We start from the raw sequence: 18,898 nt of genomic DNA, 5'->3' as shown, positions 1-18,898 counted from the left end.
AATTAACCATCAAAAACGGATATGAGCAATAGTTACAGATTTTATAGACAAATATGACACTTGCCCTATCCAACCATTTTGTAAGGTGTCACCCTTACGGGAGGTACTACTACCCCCTGTATCCCCTCAGAAAAAGCGTTGGGGAATGCTTTTCGGATGATATTTAACGAACCATTCACGTCAGCATTAATTAAAGTCCCATTTCCTGACCGAAACAGTCCTCGATGGATTCTTCTGCCTTGATACACTTCTAGTTTGCACAAAGGTTCTTGGTCAAGAAACGAACACTTCGAGGTGTATTCTTCCGTAATCAATACGACCTTAATGCCGACTAATTGAGCTTTATAAGTCAACATCTGAATAAATCGGGCATGAGGAATTGACACCATATTTTGATTGGTTCTTTTGCCCAAGTTGATGCCAGTTTTCCAATGGTCATTTTTACCAATCACCAAGGTCTCGATTGAGTTAGCGACAAGATGATCGATTAGCCAACGACTCGCATTATGTAGATAATTATCTATTTTACAGTTTCTTTTATGGGTAAGCCGACTTATTTGATGAGATGTTTTCTGTTTGGGGGCTAATAATGATTGTAGAGCCGCCCGCTTCTTATGAAAATAAGCATTGATTGATTTTAGGGGTTTTCCATTGATGATTAATGGTTGAAAATCTTGTTTATTTGCCGTAACTGTGGCCAGATTATTTAAGCCGATATCAAGCCCCGCAATGCCCCCTGATTTAGTCTTTACAGGGTTTTCCGGGGCTGAGTAAACGACTTCTATTTTATAATGTGCCAAGCCGGGGACGATTCTTACTTGACAAACATCTTTGACCTGAGTTGTCAAGACTATTTGAGTTTTAGACAGATGAATCAAGCCTCTCTTTAATGCCGTTTGACTGACAGCTTGAGCCGTATAAGTGACGACGTTTCGCCCCAGGGTTTTATGTTTATACTTGGGAATTTGAGGCCGAGATTGAAACTTTTCTGGATATTTTTTGTATTCTTGGTTAGCGCTTAAAAAAGATTGCCAACTTTCATGCAATCGTAATAACACTTGCTGCGCCACCTTGGCAGGTAAGGCGATATAATCTGGAGTCCCTTGGCATCTTTTTTGGATGGAGTAGTAGTTCAGGTATTCTCCAGTGGCAAAGAATTGTTGACGAATCATATAATTAGCATAGTTGAACAAATTTTTAGACAGAAAGCACAAATAGTCTGCCTCTTTGAACAAATAGTGATTTTTGCTAATTATATGTTTTTCTACAAGTTGCATGACTGGTTTATGATTAAGGTGACATCGCCAGTGATTTAAGTGAGAGATGCCCAATCTTATGTCTATATATAACCATACATGACTAGATCTGGCTAGATTTTTATTGAAACTTTACAATACCCCCACCTGGCTAGAAATTGGTATTTCTGGGACTGGGGTGTTGCTGTTTTGTGGTTGTGCCGTGGTGGATTTTTATGTTCTCCCTCGCACTTACCGGAATAGCCAGTATCTCAGTGCGGCGTTGTCGATGTATTTGACCTATATCAACCTGTTTGTGTTTATTCTGCGGTTGTTGATTGCGTTGAATCGTCGGAATTAATTCGCGCAATTAATCCGTAATTAATCGCCCATTAGCGATCGCGGGACAAGGTTTTGGCCTTGTCCTTTTTATTGACAAAGCTTCACCACCGGGAGCGATCGCATTAGCCAAATTCTTTCGCCTCTGCTCCCCGGCGCCCTGGCTCCCCGGCGTCCCGCTCACTAGCGGGCAAAAATAAGATCGCGTTGGAGAGAATTTTTTCTTGTCATTGAATCAATTAGGTGCGATCGCTCATGGTAAATTCCTTATAATAAAGACAAAAGAGGTTCATTAGATTTCTTGAAGCTTATGGAATTGGTAGACATTAAACGCGAAGTCGAAACCCTGTCGAATCGCCTGGGGAAAACCCAGGACTATCTTTGACATTCCCGCCTTAAACGCAAAAATTCACGACTTAGAGCAACTGGCAGCCCAATCCGACTTCTGGGATGACCAAGCCAATGCTCAACAGTTGATGCAAGAACTCAATGACCTCAAGTCACATCTAGAGCAGTATTACCGCTGGAAAAATCGCTTAGAAGATACAAAAGCGATTTTTGAACTTCTGGAACTAGAAAATGATGAATCGTTAGCGAGTGAAGCCCACACCAATATTACTCAGCTAAATCACGAACTCGATCGCTGGGAGTTGGAACAGTTACTCTCTGGTCTTTATGACGAAAGTGGGGCTGTTTTGACGATTAATGCAGGCGCTGGGGGCACCGATGCTCAGGATTGGGCAGAAATGTTGCTGCGAATGTACACCCGTTGGGGTGAAAACCAAGGCTATAAAGTGCATTTGATGGAAATTTCCGAAGGAGATGAAGCGGGACTTAAATCCGCCACTTTGGAAATAGAAGGGCGCTATGCTTATGGCTATCTGAAAGCAGAAAAAGGCACTCATCGATTGGTGAGAATTTCGCCATTTAATGCCAACGGCAAAAGACAGACTAGCTTTGCCGGGGTGGAAGTGATGCCCATTCTGGATCACTCGGTGCAATTGGACATTCCCGATAAGGATTTGGAGATTACTACCTCGCGGTCTGGGGGCAAAGGCGGGCAAAATGTGAACAAGGTAGAAACCGCCGTGCGGGTAGTTCATTTACCCACAGGTTTGGCGGTGCGTTGTTCCCAGGAGCGATCGCAGTTGCAAAACAAAGAAAAAGCCCTCACCCTCTTGAAAGCTAAATTATTGGTGATTGCCCAAGAACAACGAGCAGCGGAAATTGCCGAAATTCGCGGCGATATGGTAGAAGCAGCTTGGGGCAACCAAATTCGTAACTATGTCTTTCATCCCTATCAACTGGTAAAAGACTTACGCACTAGCGTAGAAACCACCGCGATTACTGATGTGATGAATGGGGAAATCGATGATTTTATTGAAGCCTATCTCCGTCAGGAAAATCAAATCGCTGTAAATAATTAGTTGATTGTTGTTTGTTATTTGTTGTTTGTTGGGTAGGGATTCTTTGGTTGATTGTTGTTTGTTCTTTGTTGTTTGTTGTTTGTTGTTTGTCAACCACCAACAATAGAATCCCTACCCACCAACAATCAACAAACAACAATCAACCAACAACAAACAACAATCAACAAACAACAATCAACAAACAACCAAATTATCCTTTATCCCGATCGAGATCAATCAATGAGTCAACCATCTTCTTCTGAAGAAATCACCGTAGAAAATCAAACCGTTGCCCCTGGGACAGAGGCAAACCCCGCAACCCAAGAACCGCCACCGAGTTATGTCAAACTCGCGATGCGAAATATGGTGCGAAAAGGCAGAACCTCTTTAAAGCATTTTGCGCTAACAACCATTGGTCTGTTAGCATTTCTGGTTGGGGTTGCCTATTTAGGTCGATGATTTAGGTCGGTGACATGACGGTACTGGTAACGGATGCAGGAGTAACAAAACCCTCGATGAATTTAGAAATTAATGTGCAGGACAATTTCTGGGAAACCGAAATTTCAAGAATTCCTGACAAAACTATCGATCTGGAAACTTGGCAAAATTGGTTAGAAATTTGGTGCGATCGCCTTGAAGCGGACTTGCCCCAAGCATCGGGATATGAGTTAACGTTACGTCTGAGTGACGATGAGGAAATTCAACATCTAAATTGCCAGTACCGTCAGCAAGATAAACCCACTGATGTGTTATCGTTTGCGGCTTTAGAGGTAAATTGCCCTCAGCCGGATGAGTTAATATCGGAGATTCCTCTTTATCTGGGTGATATTGTGATTTCCGTGGAAACTGCCCAGCGACAAGCGGAAAAACAAGGGCATTCTTTAACCACCGAATTGGCTTGGTTAGCAGCTCATGGCTTGTTGCACCTGTTGGGCTGGGATCACCCGGATGAAGAAAGTTTAACCGAGATGCTGGAGCAACAAGAAATTTTGCTTCAGGCGGTTGGTTTGACAGTTTTCGGTCCCCAGGACACTTATATTACTGATAGCAGCATATAGACTGGGTTAATTAAGATAGACCCAATAGCCTATAGAGATGCTTTTAAAGCCATGACCCTAGATCAACGCGATAAGTCGTCTGCCAGCAACAATGGAAACAGTAGGGGTGATGCGCGTATCACCCCTACATCGCGATTTTCCCCGGCGCCATCTGTTGAAGCAGCCGCAAAACATCACGACTCACGACCAGAACTACGGCAAGACTCACAGCCACAATTCAATACTTCTTGGGGGCGATCGCCTGATACAGCCAAAATGAAACGGGAATTTTCCTGGAAAGTAGCCAGTAACCTTTTTGTTAGTTTTAAATATGCCTGGGAAGGCGTACAGTATGCCTTTAACACCCAACGCAATTTTCGGATCCATGTGATTATTGGTTCCACGGCAATTGCCCTGGGTGTTTTTTTGCAAGTGAGTTTGGTGGAAATTTCTATTATTACTCTGACTATTGGGGCGGTGTTGGCAATGGAACTTTTGAATACTGCCATTGAGTCATTAGTCGATCTCACCGTTGAGCAAACGTACCACCAACTCGCTAAAATTGCCAAAGATTGTGCAGCAGCAGCAGTGCTGATTTCATCTTTTGCGGCGATTACGGTGGCGGGATGTTTGCTGTTACCGCCTTTGTATCTGCTGGTAAAATCATTCTTGGGTTAAGGAGAGGGGCAGGGGTGTAGGGTGTAGGGTGTAGGGTGTAGGGGTTTGAGAGGGTGTAGGGTGTAGGGGTTTGAGAGGGTGTAGGGTGTAGGGTGTAGGGTGTAGGGTGTAGGGGAAGAGGATGCATAGGATGCATAGGAAAGAGTAAAGAGGATGCATAGGAAAATTCTCTATTCTCTATTCTCTTTTCTCTATTCTCTTTTCTCTCTTCCCCCCACACCCTACACCGATGGCGGCCCTTTCTTCTCCCCCACACCCCACACCCCACACCCCACACCCCAGGCCCCACACCCCAGGCCCCAAAAGCCCCGGGAGCCCCTCTCTCCTAATTAGTCGGAGACCATCTACCAAATTGATAAGGAGTCATAGCCTTGATCATTGTTATTGATAATTACGACAGCTTCACCTATAACCTGGTTCAGTATTTAGGAGAACTTGCGCCTGAGTTTTCCATAGCCGCAGACCTCCGGGTATATCGCAACGATCAAATCACTCTCAGTGAAATTCGCCAATCTGGTGCGGATGCGGTGCTGATTTCCCCAGGTCCTGGAAGACCAGAAGATGCGGGAATTTCCGTAGATTTGATCCGAGAACTCGGCCCAACTTTACCGATTTTAGGAGTTTGTCTCGGTCATCAAGCGATCGGTCAAGTATTTGGCGGCAATATTGTCTCCGCGCCAGAACTGATGCACGGCAAAACCTCTGAGGTTTATCATACTGGGGTCGGTGTTTTTGCCGGATTGTCTAACCCATTTGTCGCCACTCGATATCACAGTCTGGTGATTGACCGGGAAAGCTGCCCGAAAGACTTGGAAATTACCGCCTGGGTTAGCGATGGCACGATTATGGGGGTGCAGCATCGGAACTATCCACATATTCAGGGCGTCCAGTTCCACCCAGAAAGTATTTTGACCATTTCTGGCAAGCAACTCCTGAGAAATTTTCTCCACCAAGCTTCCTCCCTATCTAACACTTAGTAACCAAGACCCAGTAACCAAGATTCAATGATTAATCGTCGCAAGTTTCTCCGCTACGGACAAATCAGTTTATTCGCCGCCCTGGGAAGCAGCCTCGCGGGTCAATGGCAAGCTGTTCAAGCCCAAGTTCAATCTCAAACTTCTCCCCCACCATCCACGACCCCCTCACCCACCCCCCCAACAACACCTCCCGAAGCTTCGACGACCCAAAATCAACTTTCTATTAAATGGTTGGGACATAGTTGTTTTTCGTTTACGGGGGATAATCTGAGGGTTTTGGTGAATCCTTTCCGTAGTATTGGTTGTACTGCTGGGTATCGCTTGCCACGAGTGGAAGCTAATTTGGTTTTAATTAGCAGTCGGTTGTTGGATGAAGGGGCGATCGATGAGTTGCTGGGTCAACCTCAGATATTGTCAGAACCGGGGGCTTATCAGTTTCGCGACAAACAGATCCAGGGAGTCCGTACTGACCACGATCGCCACGGGGGTCGCCGCTTTGGGACAAATGTGGTTTGGCGGTGGACGCAAGCAGATATTAAGATTTTGCATCTCGGTGGTGCGGCAGCCCCGATTACTACTAATCAACAAATTTTGATGGGTCGTCCGGATCTGTTGTTGTTGCCAGTGGGCGGTGGGCCAAAAGTTTATAATCCCGAAGAAGCGAAGGCAGCGATCGCATTGCTGAATCCGAAAGTGGTGATTCCGACGCAATATCGGACCGCTGCCGCAGATGCAAATCTCTGCGATTTGGTGGCGCTGGATCAGTTTCTTTCGGTGATGGGAGATACGCCCGTGGAAGAGGTGAATGGAGATGCGATCGCTCTCCAAGCGAATCAGTTACCAGAAACAGGGCCAGTGATTAAAGTTTTAAAATATTCTTTTTAGAATTTAGAAATTTTTTTAGAATTCTAAAAAGAATTCTTTTTAGACCGGATTAGAGAAAATTAATCTGGTAATCTGGAAAATTAACCCTAAAAATTAACCCTAAAAATTAACCCTAAAAATTAACCCTAAAAATTAACCCGGAAAATTAACCCGGAAAATTAATCCGGAAAATTAACCCGGTTTTTCCGGCGATCGCTCTCCTAAAATAGCATAAATCGTGGTAGTTTCTTCTTTGCCTCGGAGTTGAATGCGATCAACTTGCTCACCCAAATAGCGATCGCAAACTAAATTATAAGTATCCGCAGTCATCAGTAAATGATACGGATTATTTTTGGTAAATTATTCATGGGTTCTAGTCTGGCGGCAACATTAACCGTATCCCCAATCACGGAAAAATTTGACCTTTTTTGCCGCCGACACTGCCAGCCATCAAAACTCCTGTGTGCATCCCAATGCCAACCCGAATCTTTGGTTTACCCGTGGCTTGTATAGCAGTTCGCTTCGGGTATAGCAGTCGCCACTCCAGTTAGGAAATTAAGCACCGGCTAACCGAAGAACCTGCTCCATAGCCTCTCGTAATCTGGTGTTAAACTGTTTAAGTTGGTGTCGAATACGGCTTTTAAGCCAAGACCAACACCGCTCAATTTTATTTAAGTCTGGGGAATAGGGCGGTAAATACCAAATTTCGCATCCGGCCTCTTGCACCAGTTGTTCAATACGTCTTCCCCTATGAAACGTGGCGTTGTCAATCACCAATTTTTGCCCCGGTTTCAAGGTGGGAATGAGACAGATTTCTAACCAGAGTTCAAATACGTTCCGATTGCAGGCTCCTTCAAGGGTGAAAGGAGCGCGTAATTCCCCTTGACAAAAAGCGGCAATCATATTAAGGCGCCCCAGGCGTCGTCCTGACTTCAGAGCATGGAGACGTTCGCCTTTTCTACTGTCACCATAGCTGTAGTCATCGCGGCTATCCATACCAGCTTCATCGCCATATACAATGTCTTCAGGCTTGACTGAAGCGAGTTTTTCCATAAATTCTGCCCGTTTTATTTCATCCCGTTCCCGGTATCCATAAGTTTTTTTTTTGCGAGTGAAGCCGATTTTTTTGAGTCCCCTACTGATGGTTCTTTCACTAATTTCACCGTCCCATAATTCAGCCAGATGAGCTTGGGTTAATGAGCGCATTCTCTTCAACAAAAGCTCGAAACTTATCCCAGTCCGTTATGCTATGACTATGACCCGGGGGTCTGTATGTCTTAGCATGGAAGTCTCCAGTTTCTTCTTTACGCTTGAGCCACAGATTGATCGCAAAAGCGGCTAATTCCAAAGAGTTCACTGGCTTCACTCTTCTTCATCCCGTTGATTTCAATGGCCTCTATGACCTTTTTCCGTAAGTTGTAGCTGTAAGAATTAGACATGGGTAGATTTATCTCGAATTTTGGCAACTTCTTTTATTCTACGTCCTAACTGGACTGGCGACTGCTATAGTCGGGTAAGGTTCAGGGATTACTCCCCTCCCCTCCCCTAAGAACCGGACTTGACACTTTCGTATCATCCGGCTCAAGCCTTATTTCAAGCGATTGGACTTGGATTTGCTGTGTACCTGCTTATGACACGCTTGGTGTAGATGCACAAGGTTTTCAATGTCGTTTTGTCCGCCTTCTGCAACAGGTGTTATATGATGGGTTTCAATTTCCTCACCGTTGAATAAAGGTTCGCCACAGATAGGGCATTTCCAGTTTTGGTTTTGGGCGATTTTATAATTCCGGGAATTTTTCTCCCAGTAGCTCTTACCATATTTCTGGTGACGTTTTTTCCAGTATTCCTTGAGGCTCGGATCGTCCGGTGACGCTTCCCCTTTGACCTTTACATGGCGCTCGATTGGAGTGTAAGTTATTGGGTAGAGAATTATTTCAACCTCTTTCCCTCGCCGTTTGTCTGTACCTGTACAGGCGAACGTCCACTTATTGCCTTTTATGGTCTTAAAGTAACGTTTCCGAATCCATTTTGTGTTTTTGTTGGGATGCCGACGCTTCGCCCAACTCCAAAGGTAGTACCACACTCTTGATGAGATGTAGCTGAAGGTTACTTTGCTCACTACCCCTTTGTAGTAGTTAGCAAAACCTCGGAGAATCGGATTTAGCTTTTTAATGACTACTTCCTGTTCACAACCATTCATTGCCTTTATTTCTTCGCCTATCCTTTTACAGAAGGCTAAAACCTTCTTTTTGGATGGCTTGATAAGCAGTTTGCCGTTATAGTGGCGGTGGTTGAAACCGAGAAAGTCAAAGCCCTTTTCTATTGATGTAATAACCGTTTTCTCCGTGCTTAATTCAAGTCCTCTTTCTGATAACCATTGCTGGATTCTGGTCTGGGCTTTTTCAAGACTTCCTTTGTCTTTAGCAGTGACTATAAAGTCGTCTGCATACCGCACGATGCCTAATTTTGAATTGGTGGTTTTAATGAATTGTTCCAAACCATGCAGTCCAATGTTGGCCAGTAGGGGTGAGATTACCCCACCTTGCGGTGTTCCCGTCTTTGTGGGGTTGATATCCCCTTTGAGAACATAGCCAGCTTTTAACCATCTTTGGATTAAATCCCGTTTAGGTAGGTTTCCTAATTGTTTCAAGATGGATTCATGGGCAATATTATCGAAAAATCCTTTGATGTCAGCTTCTAGAACCCAAGTGTCTCTGCCTTTTTGAAGTCGCATAAAAGTCCAATGGCATCTTGACAGCTTCTTCCGGGTCTGAATCCGTAGGAGTTTGGCTCAAACACGGGTTCCCATTCGGGTTCTAATGCATTCATTACTATTGCCTGTTCGATTCTGTCACGCACGGTTGGGATTCCTAGCGGTCGTATCTTTCCGTTTGGCTTTGGTATCATTACCCGTTTGGTTGGGCTTTGAGTTCCGCCATTCCAGTTGTTTACCAGCTTCACCCTTTGTTCTGGGGTATTGACTATTTCCTTGTCAATTCCTGCCGTTGCTTTTCCTTTATTGGTTTGGGTGATTTTCCTCACTGACAATAGTAAGTTGGCGTGGCTTCTTAACATCAACTTTTGCAAACTTCTTAGTTTGCGAAAGTTACCAAGTTTTCTCGCGAGAAAGATTCTTTGACGTAAGTTCCTAACCAGCTTGTTGACTTTTTGCCAGTTAATTTGGCTCCAATCTTCCAGTGGCTTCTTTGGTCCGTTTGTTGCTTTTAGCTGCGACATCTAACTTGTCCTCAGATATGGTTTTTACTGTCTGGTCTCTTTCTCATAAGACCCAAGGCAAGTCTGCTGTTCCTTTCGGTCAGGGGCAAATTTTGAACCCCTATCTCCCCATTACAGGGATGCTTTCGCTTTTTGCCTCATCCTCTACCCTCCAGAGAGTTCTGCCTTCCTTGCGGTCTGCTTACTATGGGATTCGACCTTCCCATAGACTCTGTAGGGCTTACCCTGTTGTGTCGTTTGATTGTCCGTCCTCTCGTTAGGTGCTGCCTCTTCTGCGGTGAGAGTTTGGCCACACGCCTTGATGACCATTGAGCACCAAGGCCACCCACTTTACCTTTTGGTTCGAGCCTGTCAGCCTTATTTGGCTCGTTTCACGATGACGCAGTTTGAATGGCAATTCATTTTCATTCACCATTGAGAGAGTCCCTCTTGCTCCTAACCGGCTTAGGCTGCTGGCTTCGGCTACGTTCGGGGTCTGCATTCCGCCTGTTTCGTTACCTACTAGGGCGTGACCATACCTTTTATGGTATTTTCCGCGAGGGTAGGGGGTGTGACTCCCCTAGTAGGGCCGACCCTACTTACCAAACGACCAGTTCAGGTCGCGCTAATGGGTTCGTGACTACGATTTAGGCTGATGCCTGTGTGTACTCTGTCTTCCGAAACCATTACAAAGCGCAAGTTTCAGGTATTAATTACCATCCACTTTCCGCGTGAACGAATCGCACTCAAATTTTGATTATAGTTAATTCAAATTTTATCAAATTTTATCAAAAAGATTAGCCTTTGTCTAAATTTCGCTGTTTGCTATGGTTTCACAGGAAACCCCTGCCTAATTTCAAATTTTGATAACATTTGGCTAGGCAGGTTAGGGGATAGGGCGATCGCCAATTTATGTTGATTTATTTTAATTTATTTTGATTTATTTGTTCGCATTTCACCTAAATTTTTGTTAATTTAAAGTAATTTTTGTTAATTTAAAGTAAAAAAATATAAAAATATCGGACAAAGCCACATTATTTTGACTGAAAATAGAAAATAATGTGGCTTCATCTCACAGTTAGCGGTCAACTAAGAGTGGTTAACCGTTCAGAATCAATTCTCTATTTGTCGTTATCTTTAAAGGTAGATAACCATTGTCTCAACTGTTCAGCCGCCACATCGCGACCTCCTAAGCCAAAGGCGATCGCCACCGCCACGGCGATCGCGCCCAGGAGCAGTCCAAAGGCTAAATTAACAATATCCGTAGCAATGCCCATTTGTTGTAAAGCCATTGCACCGGATAGGGCAATAATCGAAATCCGCGCACTATTGCCTAAAATTTTCGCGTTGGCACCACCGGCCCCAGAAATCAGGGTAAAGGCTAAATTCGCCAGATATAAACCGATTCCAAAGACCAGCAGACCAACCAAAACGTTGCCAGAACCTTGGAGAATCCCTTGAGCAATTTGGGTCAGCGCAGGCATCCCCAGCACTTCGCTCGCGGCTACTGCGGCAAAGAGCATAATGCCAACTTGCACCACAATTCCGGCAATTTCTGAAGGAGTTTTGTTGACGGAGATGGTTTCAGAATTGCTTGCATTGTCCGACGGGGAAACCGTGGGCAAACCGAGCCATTGGAAAATATTATTAAACCCAAGACTAGCCAAGATTTTGGCGACCAACTCAGAAATAAATTGGCCGATCGCATAGAACACGGCAAAAATTAAAGCTGCCGTAAAAATCTGCGGGATAGTATTCAGGATTTGTTGCAGCATCGACACCGCTGGAGCGGAAATGGCCTCAATTTGCAGAGCATTGAGAGCCGCGATCGCCGTAGGAATCAAAATCAACACATAGACCAAAGTGCCGATCAGCCCAGACAGAGACATTCCCCCATCGGTTTGGGTCAGTCCCATCTTAGAAGCGATTTGATCCGTCCCCATTGCCGCCAAAACATTAGTGATAATGCGGCGAACAATCCAAGCAATAAACCAACCGATCGCCCCAATAATCACAGCGGTGAGAATCTTCGGCAATGCGGAAAGAATCGTATCAAGCAGATTTTGGACTGGTTGCAGTGGCCCTTGCAACTGCAAGGCATCCAATACCAAAGGCAGGAAGAACAAAAACACGAACCAATACATCGCATTGGCTAGGGTTTCGTTCAAAGAAAAGGGGCTTTGTTCGCCACCTGTTTGTTCTGCTAGGCGATCGTCCAAGTGGAAGCTTTGCAACCCGTGGGTAACGATGGCTTTAGTCATCGTCGCCACAATCCAAGCGACTCCGAGGATTACCACGGCACCGCCGATTTTGGGCAGGTAGTTAAATATCTGTTGTAAAAAACTATTCAGTGGCTGGGAAACAATATCTAAATTTAAAACATTGAAAAACGCAACCAGGGCGAAAATCATAATCACCCAGAACACCAATTGGGACACCCATTTTTCGATAGGAACTTTGGGGTCATTTGGTTGCCGACCCAGCACTTTAGCTGCGATCCAGTTGTCAATTTCCGTGGCGTCAAGGAGTTTTTTTGTTCCCAGGGCGAGAGCATTTGCCAACATCCAACCCACCAGCAGGATGGCGATCGCGCCAATTAAACTCGGTAAAAAGCTACCCACTTGTTCCCCCATTTTTTGGAAAAACGAAGTGACAGGACTCAGGGCAGAACTGACTGCATTTTCCTGAGCTAATAACAGATTTGACCCCAGTCTTAAACCCGATTCTGGGATCCTAGTGATTTGCAAAATTTCATTCATAGTGATTTTATCCTAAACTTCTCTACGGTGCGGACAAACCAAAAATATCTTGTCTCGATCTTGTCTCGTTGTTCAGAATTTGTACAGCACTTGGCACTATCTTACAAGACTGATGCTGATTTGGTTGCCTTGTTGTTGGTTAAGAATTGCTACTTGTTGACAATCTCGGCAATTCCTGGAAGCTTTATGATGTAGCTGGCGATATAGCTGGCCATATAGCTTGCCATATATCTAACTCAGATTATTCAAGCTGTTCAAAAATTAATTTTTAATTAATTTTCTAAGATTTTGATAATTCTGAGTTTTTTTACTATGTTATTCGATTAGAGGAGTTAATCCTTCCCGAGTATTTTTTCCCCTTACCGTCTATCACTTCCCTATAGCATAAAAATGGTCTCTCGTCAAACTTTTGAGCAGTCAATTCAAATTCGCGCATCCGCTACCACAGTAGAACGCTGTATCACTGATTTAGAATTAATGCATCTTTGGCTCAATCCCGCTTTACGGTGCGATCCGGTGGGCGAGTGGAGTACAGAACTAGGCAGTCGAAGTCGATTTAGAATCTTGACTCCCTTGTGGCAACCCACTCTCAATAGTGTGGTGGTCGAACGAGAACCCGGGTTGATCGTCTGGCAATTTCAGGGTTTTTTTACCGGGCGCGATCGCTGGGAATGTCAGCCTGAAGGCAAAGGCACTCGATTAGTGAATCGCTTTGAGTTTTCGATTCCCAATCCGATCGTTGAGTTTGGGTTCAATCGGTTTGCGGCGAATTGGACGCGACAAGATATGCAGGCTCAACTGCGACGATTTAAGCAAGTCGCTGAAAGAATTTACCTCAGTTCTGGAACCGTTTAATTCTCTTGAGTCCATAATTGACATCAATTGACATCAATTGACATCAGAGGAGAGATGAGAGAGGGGATAGGAGAGAGGGGAGAGTACAGCGCACAGAGGAGAGAGGGGGAGAGGAGGGAGAATTTTCATGGTTCATATTAGCATCTCTTTTCTAGGCATCTCTTTTCTAGGCATCTCTTTTCTAGGCATCTCTTTTCTCTGTTTACCCAGGGTCAATGATTTTATTAATGATTTTATTACTGCTTTTATCAATTGATGAATTCTTTATGGCAAACAGATTGCTATAAAGAATTGTTAGCACTCGTTTTCCTTCCTGGGTCAACTCTAAATAAGTCATCGCATCGGCAATAAACGGATAGACCGTATTCCAGTAAAATTCCGTATAGTGCCGACGTAAATCTCCGAGTCCTTTACACCCTAGTTGTTGATTATATCCCGTTTCTTCAAATTCATAAAATAATGCCGGTAATTTCAAAAAATAGCGCTCCTCGCTTAATTCCCCAATTAAATCTGCCGCCCGGACTAATCCTGGGTATGTCTTGGTTTCTTCAGGAGCCAAAGCTGAGGCTAAAGCAAAACGAGTAAATTCAATATTTTTCTGAATTTCTTTGGCATTAATCAGCTTATGACCACCAAATCTTTCTTGAACAAATAGCTTACCGCGATCGACACGATAAGGAGCGAGACTAGCGTCAGTTTTTCCCGCAGGTAATTCTACCATCGTGTTATTAATTCCCGTGGCATAGCATCCGGGTCGATCTTGAAGACAAACTCCCTTGACATAGCCAATATCATGGTATAATAAAGAAATCGTAAAATGTAACCAATCCTCACAAGAAACTCCCCCTTCTTGGATATGTTTGCCACGCAAAATTTCCAAGCCTACTAAGGTGACAATGATGGTATGTTCAATATTGTGATAAAGAGCATCACTATTGGCAATGTTTTCTAAGGCCATTGCTCCAGCCCAAGCCAAGATATCGGGATAGTCTGGCTTCAGTCTGCCATAAGTGCGATGATAAGCCGATCGCAATTTTTTGACAAAATCATCAATCAGCAGTTCAGTAGCTTTATACATATCCTCTGGTTCGGTGATGTTGACGGTTTGACGATAGATTTTAGCAAAAATCAATTTATTGAGTAATTATCAGTCATGGTTAATTTTTTGTTCATAATTAATCATTAAAACTTGTTAACTATTAATTGTTTATATAAATTTTGAAAAACAGGCAATTACTACTTATTTGATCGGTTTAAGTTTTGCCACACTGTATCGATGCTGCTTTCGGGAAAACCTAGATAAATTAAAATTTCTCGCCCCTGGTTTCGACTCATTTTAGGGGGATTTGGGGTAGATTTTGCTACCGCATCAGCCCAATCCAGAAACTGTGCCAATGATAGCGGACTGTTGATGGGTTCTGAGGGCTTTTGCTCTCTGTCATCACCCGCTGAGGATTTGAGGGGGATTTTTTTTTCCGCTTCCAGGAGCGATCGCCATACCCTCCGTAGGGTGGCAATTTCATCCGCTGTTAGTCCTTCTAACGGGAGTGAGCCCGATTCGGCGATCGCCTGCTTCTGAATCAACTCGGCGTCACCATCGTGCTTTTCAACCTCTCTGGTGGCTAAACCGGCTATAAATGCACCGAGAATTGTCCCCATCCAAGCACCGACTAAAGTACCTTTCCACAGGGCTCCGGGAGTTTGCCATGCCCGACAAAGATGATTTAATCCTTCGGGCTGGTTTTGACACTGAGCCGTCCGAGCGAACCAATTGATTTGGCCGCCTAGATAAGAGCCAAAAAAGCCTGATGTCAGCGCGACAAAGGTACAAATTAATATACGTTTTTCTGAAAAAAGTTTGCCAAGCATTTTGGGGGGAACAGAGAATAGGGGGCAGCGGTGCTCACCGACCCGCCATCGGCAGGGGGGGCAGGGGAGCGGGGGGCGGAGGGGTAGGGGCGAATGCGAGAACGCCCCTACAACGGTCAACGGTCAATCACTGGTTCGGCTTCGCTCACCAGCCACAAAAAACGAATAACCAATAACCAATAACCATCAGCCGGTGTTTCTCATGCCAGCGGCAATGCCATTAATCGTGAGTAATGCACCACGCAATAATTCATTTTTATTATAGCGAGAGTGGATGACTCCTGAAGGCATTAGGGTATTGTGTTCCCGGAGTCGTTTGAGCAAAGAAACTTGCAATAAACTCAAGGGGACAATGGTTTGGTTGCGTAGCTGGACTGAACGCTGGAGGGCGCGATCGCCATCTAATAAGCGTTCATGGCCAGTCACTTTCAGGACTAAATCACGGGTGAGGTTGTATTCATTGCTAATTTGGGCAAATAGTTGTTGAAATGCCTCACGTTTTTCTGGGGTTGAGAGTTCGTTAACGTAGTGATGGCTAATTTCTAGGTCTACTTTAGAGAGGGTCATTTCTACCTTACTAATCACCATTTTAAAGAATGGCCATTTTAGGTAAAAATAGCGGAGGAGTTTCAGGTGTTCTACGGGTTCCTGTTGTAAAAATTCGTTTAAAGCGGTGCCGACTCCATACCAGGCAGGCACCAGAAAACGAGTTTGCGTCCAGCTAAATACCCAGGGAATTGCTCGCAAGGTGCTGAGGTCTTTTTTGCCAGTACGACGACGAGCCGGACGAGAAGAAATTTGCAGTTGACTGATTTCTTGAATTGGGGTGACTTCCATGAAGAAATCCACAAAGTCAGGTTGTTCATAAATCAACGCCCGGTAACAAGCCCGCGATCGCGCCGATAACTCTTCTACAATGTCATTCCACGGTTCAATATCATCAAAGCCAGACCCTAATAAACTGGCTTGAATTACTGCGGTTGAAATGCTTTCTAAGTTATAAAGCGCTAACTCTGGCAATGTATATTTACTGCCTAAAACTTCCCCTTGTTCCGTAATTTTAATCCGGCCATTCACCGTGCGATTTGGTTGAGCTAAAATTGCCTCATAAGCAGGCCCGCCACCGCGTCCCACGGAGCCGCCCCGTCCGTGAAAAATGCGTAAGACAATGTTATAAGGTTCGGCTACTTTTTGCAGTTGTTTTTGAGCTTTATGAATCTCCCAATTACTGCTAAGAAAACCCGAATCTTTGTTACTGTCGGAGTAGCCTAACATAATTTCTTGCAATGATTCGGATGTCCCGGTCTGATGGGAATTTTTACCAACCGACCCAGGGATTGACTCAGACCCCGATCGCTGCTCCCCGGATAAGCCCCGATAACCCCCGCTGAGTATTGCCCGATACAGGGGCAAATCAAACAACTGTTTCATCACTCCTGGGGCATTTTTTAGGTCTTCTACGGTTTCAAATAAGGGGATGACATGGAGGGTGCTAATGCCCGTGGCGGGATCGTATAACCCGGCTTCTTTAGCCAGCAGCAAGACTTCCAGTAAGTTGCTGACAGATTTGGTCATGCTGATAATATAGGTCTGGCAAATTTCTTGGCCAAATTCCTGTTGCAACTTGCGGACAATGCGAAATGTTTCAATAATTTCGCTGGTTGATTCAGAAAAGGGCAGGGAGTCAGGAATCAATGGTCGGCGAGTTTGCAGTTCGCGAATCAGCCAAGAAATCCGCTGTTCTTCGGGCATCTCGTTGTAAGATTGCGGCAAGATTTGCAAGTATTCGAGAATTTCATTCATGCTCTCCGAGTGACGGGTTGATTCTTGCCGGATATCTAAAGCCGCGAGGTGGAAGCCATAAATTTCTACTTGAGCAATTAGGGTTTCGATCCCCCGACAGGTTAGACCTGTGGTGTCTAGGTTGCGTTTGATTAAATTGAGTTCGGCCAGAAATTCTGCCCCAGAATGGTACATGGGGAGGTTGATTTTTTCCTTGAAGGATCGCAAATCCAAGATGTTTTGTTCATATAAACGGGAGTTGCGATCGCGGGTATTTTTCAGCCGCCGCAGAATATAAGTCAGTTTCAGCCGATAGGGTTCTTGGCGATAGCGAATCGCTGATTCCTCATAAATGTCTGGAAAGTTCAGTCGGTCTTGTTCTAAGGAGTCTAAAAGTTCCTGGGAAACTTCACTCCAGTGGAGGGAGACACTCAGAATTTCTACTAACTGCTCAATGGATTCAATGTATTTATCCAGGACTAGGCGCCGTTGGTAGCAAGCGGTTTTCCAGGTGACATCTGGGGTACAAAATGGGTTGCCATCGCGATCTGCCCCCACCCAGGAGCCAAATTTACAGAAATTATACTGCGGCGGTTTGAGGTAAGGGAAACAACTTTGCAAGGAACGTTTGAGTCGTTCATGCAGTAAGGGCAATACGTCAAACAGGACTTCCTCAAAGTAGTGCAACGTATAGTCCACTTCATCCATCACTGTGGGTTTGAACTGATGCAACTCGTCAGTCCGCCACCAGAGACGGATTTCTTCCGTTAGCTGATCCAGAAGCGTGTCTTCGTCCTCCGAATCCTCAAAGTCTAGCAACATTTGGGCATCCGCCAGTCGGTCTAGCTTTTGCAGCAGTTTGGCAATGCGCCGTTGCTTTGTCCGCAAGGTATGGCGCACGATTTCCGTGGGGTGAGCCGTAAACACCAACCGGACATCTAGTTCATCTAGCAATTTCTGGATTTGCTGCGGCGGCACATTCAAACGCAATAAATTGCTAAAGAGTTGGTTAAAGGTGCCTAAATCTCGCCGTTGGACTGGGTTGGTGGCAAAAATGCTCAGCTCCGATAAGCACTGATGGGAAATTGTCAGCTTTTCTGGCAACTCTGGAGAGGTTTTCGGTGTATCTCCCTGAGATAAGTCGTTCTCCACCGGCACCACACGGGGTGTGGTTTCAGATGATTTGAGCTTTTTGTTGGCTACCTGAGTCTCTCCATTGAGATGCGGGGCTGATTGACTAAAGCGGGAACTCGTTGGTTTAGCCCGTTGCAGACTATTGGGAAAATTGCGATCGCCTGAAGTCCGGTAAGCCAGTTGAGAGCGCTGATCGTAGTGCTGTTCAACGATGTTAATGATCTGAAAGTACAGAGCAAAAGCCCGAGAAAAACGAATCGCTTGCTCAATTTCCATTTGTTCCACGATTTTGAGAATCGGAAACGCTGAAAATTGGGTCGCTTGTCTCGCGGGAGAACACATCGAACGCATTTGATTCAGTTGCTCCACAAATTCTGCACCGCACTCCTGAGAAAGAACAAATTCCCAAATATCTTCTACAATTTTGAGGCGATGCCGCAGCAGAATTTCCGTGGGCGCTTCGCCAAGCGCCCCTACGTTGACTTGGGTGTCTGATGTTTGGGTAATCATAGACCGGGTTGATGGAGCTTACGCCATAATTTTACGAGCAATTCAACACAACCCACCACTTACTCTGGGTAAATCGTTTATAACTGATATAATTGTGCGGCTTTATAATTGTTTACTATCACAAATCACAAAGTCGATATCCGCGCCGTCGGCTGTTGCCCCTGGGAGATGCTTCGGCTGGGTCGAAATCTCCCAGAAGGCAAGGTCAATTATCTATTCTCCCTCGGTTAAGCTGGA

15 protein-coding genes and 2 pseudogenes are annotated in these 18,898 nt (G+C 44.9%); 8 read left to right on the top strand and 9 right to left on the bottom strand.

Annotated features, from left to right (window positions below):
- Window positions 1-65: 65 nt before the first annotated feature.
- Complete coding sequence (locus ABWT76_RS00930) at window positions 66-1,277, bottom strand: RNA-guided endonuclease TnpB family protein (protein ID WP_190880647.1); 1,212 nt, start codon at window positions 1,275-1,277, stop codon at window positions 66-68.
- A gap of 118 nt (window positions 1,278-1,395) precedes the next feature.
- On the opposite strand from ABWT76_RS00930, the pseudogene ABWT76_RS00925 reads away from it, so the two are divergent.
- From ABWT76_RS00925 to ABWT76_RS00895, 7 genes and pseudogenes are all read left to right on the top strand, one after another.
- A pseudogene (locus ABWT76_RS00925) lies at window positions 1,396-1,596 on the top strand (Bax inhibitor-1 family protein); the annotation flags it as partial.
- A 288-nt stretch (window positions 1,597-1,884) separates the two neighbouring features.
- Window positions 1,885-3,001 (top strand): peptide chain release factor 2 gene (gene prfB, locus ABWT76_RS00920; protein WP_190880649.1). Its coding sequence is split into 2 segments (ribosomal slippage): window positions 1,885-1,956 and window positions 1,958-3,001, totalling 1,116 coding nucleotides; the frame shifts between segments, so codons are not numbered across the junction.
- 219 nt (window positions 3,002-3,220) lie between these two features.
- Window positions 3,221-3,439: a DUF3285 domain-containing protein gene (locus ABWT76_RS00915; RefSeq protein WP_082349144.1), complete on the top strand. Its 219-nt coding sequence runs from the start codon at window positions 3,221-3,223 to the stop codon at window positions 3,437-3,439.
- 56 nt (window positions 3,440-3,495) lie between these two features.
- Window positions 3,496-4,038: an rRNA maturation RNase YbeY gene (ybeY, locus tag ABWT76_RS00910; protein ID WP_054469911.1), complete on the top strand. Its 543-nt coding sequence runs from the start codon at window positions 3,496-3,498 to the stop codon at window positions 4,036-4,038.
- Between the two features lie 255 nt (window positions 4,039-4,293).
- The gene (locus ABWT76_RS00905; protein WP_054469931.1) at window positions 4,294-4,695 is read left to right on the top strand and encodes a diacylglycerol kinase family protein; all 402 of its coding nucleotides are present in this window, start codon (window positions 4,294-4,296) and stop codon (window positions 4,693-4,695) included.
- A gap of 371 nt (window positions 4,696-5,066) precedes the next feature.
- Window positions 5,067-5,672 (top strand): aminodeoxychorismate/anthranilate synthase component II, encoded by a 606-nt coding sequence (locus ABWT76_RS00900; protein ID WP_054469910.1) that lies wholly within the window; start codon window positions 5,067-5,069, stop codon window positions 5,670-5,672.
- Between the two features lie 30 nt (window positions 5,673-5,702).
- Window positions 5,703-6,557: an MBL fold metallo-hydrolase gene (locus ABWT76_RS00895; protein WP_375341530.1), complete on the top strand. Its 855-nt coding sequence runs from the start codon at window positions 5,703-5,705 to the stop codon at window positions 6,555-6,557.
- Window positions 6,558-6,728: 171 nt separating this feature from the next.
- Here the strand turns inward: ABWT76_RS00895 and ABWT76_RS00890 are convergent, their stop codons facing one another.
- The 5 genes and pseudogenes from ABWT76_RS00890 to ABWT76_RS00870 form a co-directional block, all read right to left on the bottom strand.
- Window positions 6,729-6,866, bottom strand: coding sequence for a hypothetical protein (locus ABWT76_RS00890; RefSeq protein WP_190880655.1), 138 nt, complete (start codon window positions 6,864-6,866; stop codon window positions 6,729-6,731).
- A 225-nt stretch (window positions 6,867-7,091) separates the two neighbouring features.
- A pseudogene (locus tag ABWT76_RS00885) lies at window positions 7,092-7,975 on the bottom strand (IS630 family transposase).
- A gap of 149 nt (window positions 7,976-8,124) precedes the next feature.
- The gene (locus ABWT76_RS00880; protein ID WP_354635487.1) at window positions 8,125-9,270 is read right to left on the bottom strand and encodes a reverse transcriptase domain-containing protein; all 1,146 of its coding nucleotides are present in this window, start codon (window positions 9,268-9,270) and stop codon (window positions 8,125-8,127) included.
- On the bottom strand, window positions 9,234-9,773 hold the full coding sequence (locus ABWT76_RS00875) for a reverse transcriptase N-terminal domain-containing protein (protein WP_255353291.1): 540 nt from the start codon (window positions 9,771-9,773) through the stop codon (window positions 9,234-9,236). The genes ABWT76_RS00880 and ABWT76_RS00875 overlap by 37 nt, the downstream gene beginning before the upstream one ends.
- 1,100 nt (window positions 9,774-10,873) lie before the next feature.
- A complete protein-coding gene (locus tag ABWT76_RS00870) occupies window positions 10,874-12,511 on the bottom strand; it encodes a mechanosensitive ion channel (RefSeq protein WP_054470025.1) in 1,638 nt (545 codons plus the stop codon).
- Between the two features lie 390 nt (window positions 12,512-12,901).
- Between ABWT76_RS00870 and ABWT76_RS00865 the strand changes: the two genes are divergently transcribed.
- Window positions 12,902-13,366, top strand: coding sequence for an SRPBCC family protein (locus ABWT76_RS00865; protein ID WP_054470026.1), 465 nt, complete (start codon window positions 12,902-12,904; stop codon window positions 13,364-13,366).
- Between the two features lie 202 nt (window positions 13,367-13,568).
- On the opposite strand, the gene ABWT76_RS00860 is transcribed toward ABWT76_RS00865, so the two are convergent.
- From ABWT76_RS00860 to ABWT76_RS00850, 3 genes are all read right to left on the bottom strand, one after another.
- Complete coding sequence (locus tag ABWT76_RS00860; RefSeq protein WP_054470027.1) at window positions 13,569-14,444, bottom strand: Npun_R2479 family HD domain-containing metalloprotein; 876 nt, start codon at window positions 14,442-14,444, stop codon at window positions 13,569-13,571.
- Window positions 14,445-14,602: 158 nt separating this feature from the next.
- On the bottom strand, window positions 14,603-15,235 hold the full coding sequence (locus ABWT76_RS00855; RefSeq protein WP_072160946.1) for a hypothetical protein: 633 nt from the start codon (window positions 15,233-15,235) through the stop codon (window positions 14,603-14,605).
- Between the two features lie 186 nt (window positions 15,236-15,421).
- Entirely contained in the window at window positions 15,422-18,661 is a 3,240-nt protein-coding gene (locus tag ABWT76_RS00850; RefSeq protein ID WP_054470028.1) for a phosphoenolpyruvate carboxylase, read from the bottom strand.
- Window positions 18,662-18,898 lie beyond the last annotated feature (237 nt).

The organism is Planktothricoides raciborskii GIHE-MW2 (assembly GCF_040564635.1).
In the GTDB taxonomy this organism is placed as follows: domain Bacteria; phylum Cyanobacteriota; class Cyanobacteriia; order Cyanobacteriales; family Laspinemataceae; genus Planktothricoides; species Planktothricoides raciborskii.
The sequence above is the reverse complement of the archived record's forward strand: the minus strand, read 5'-3'. Positions and strand labels throughout refer to the sequence as shown.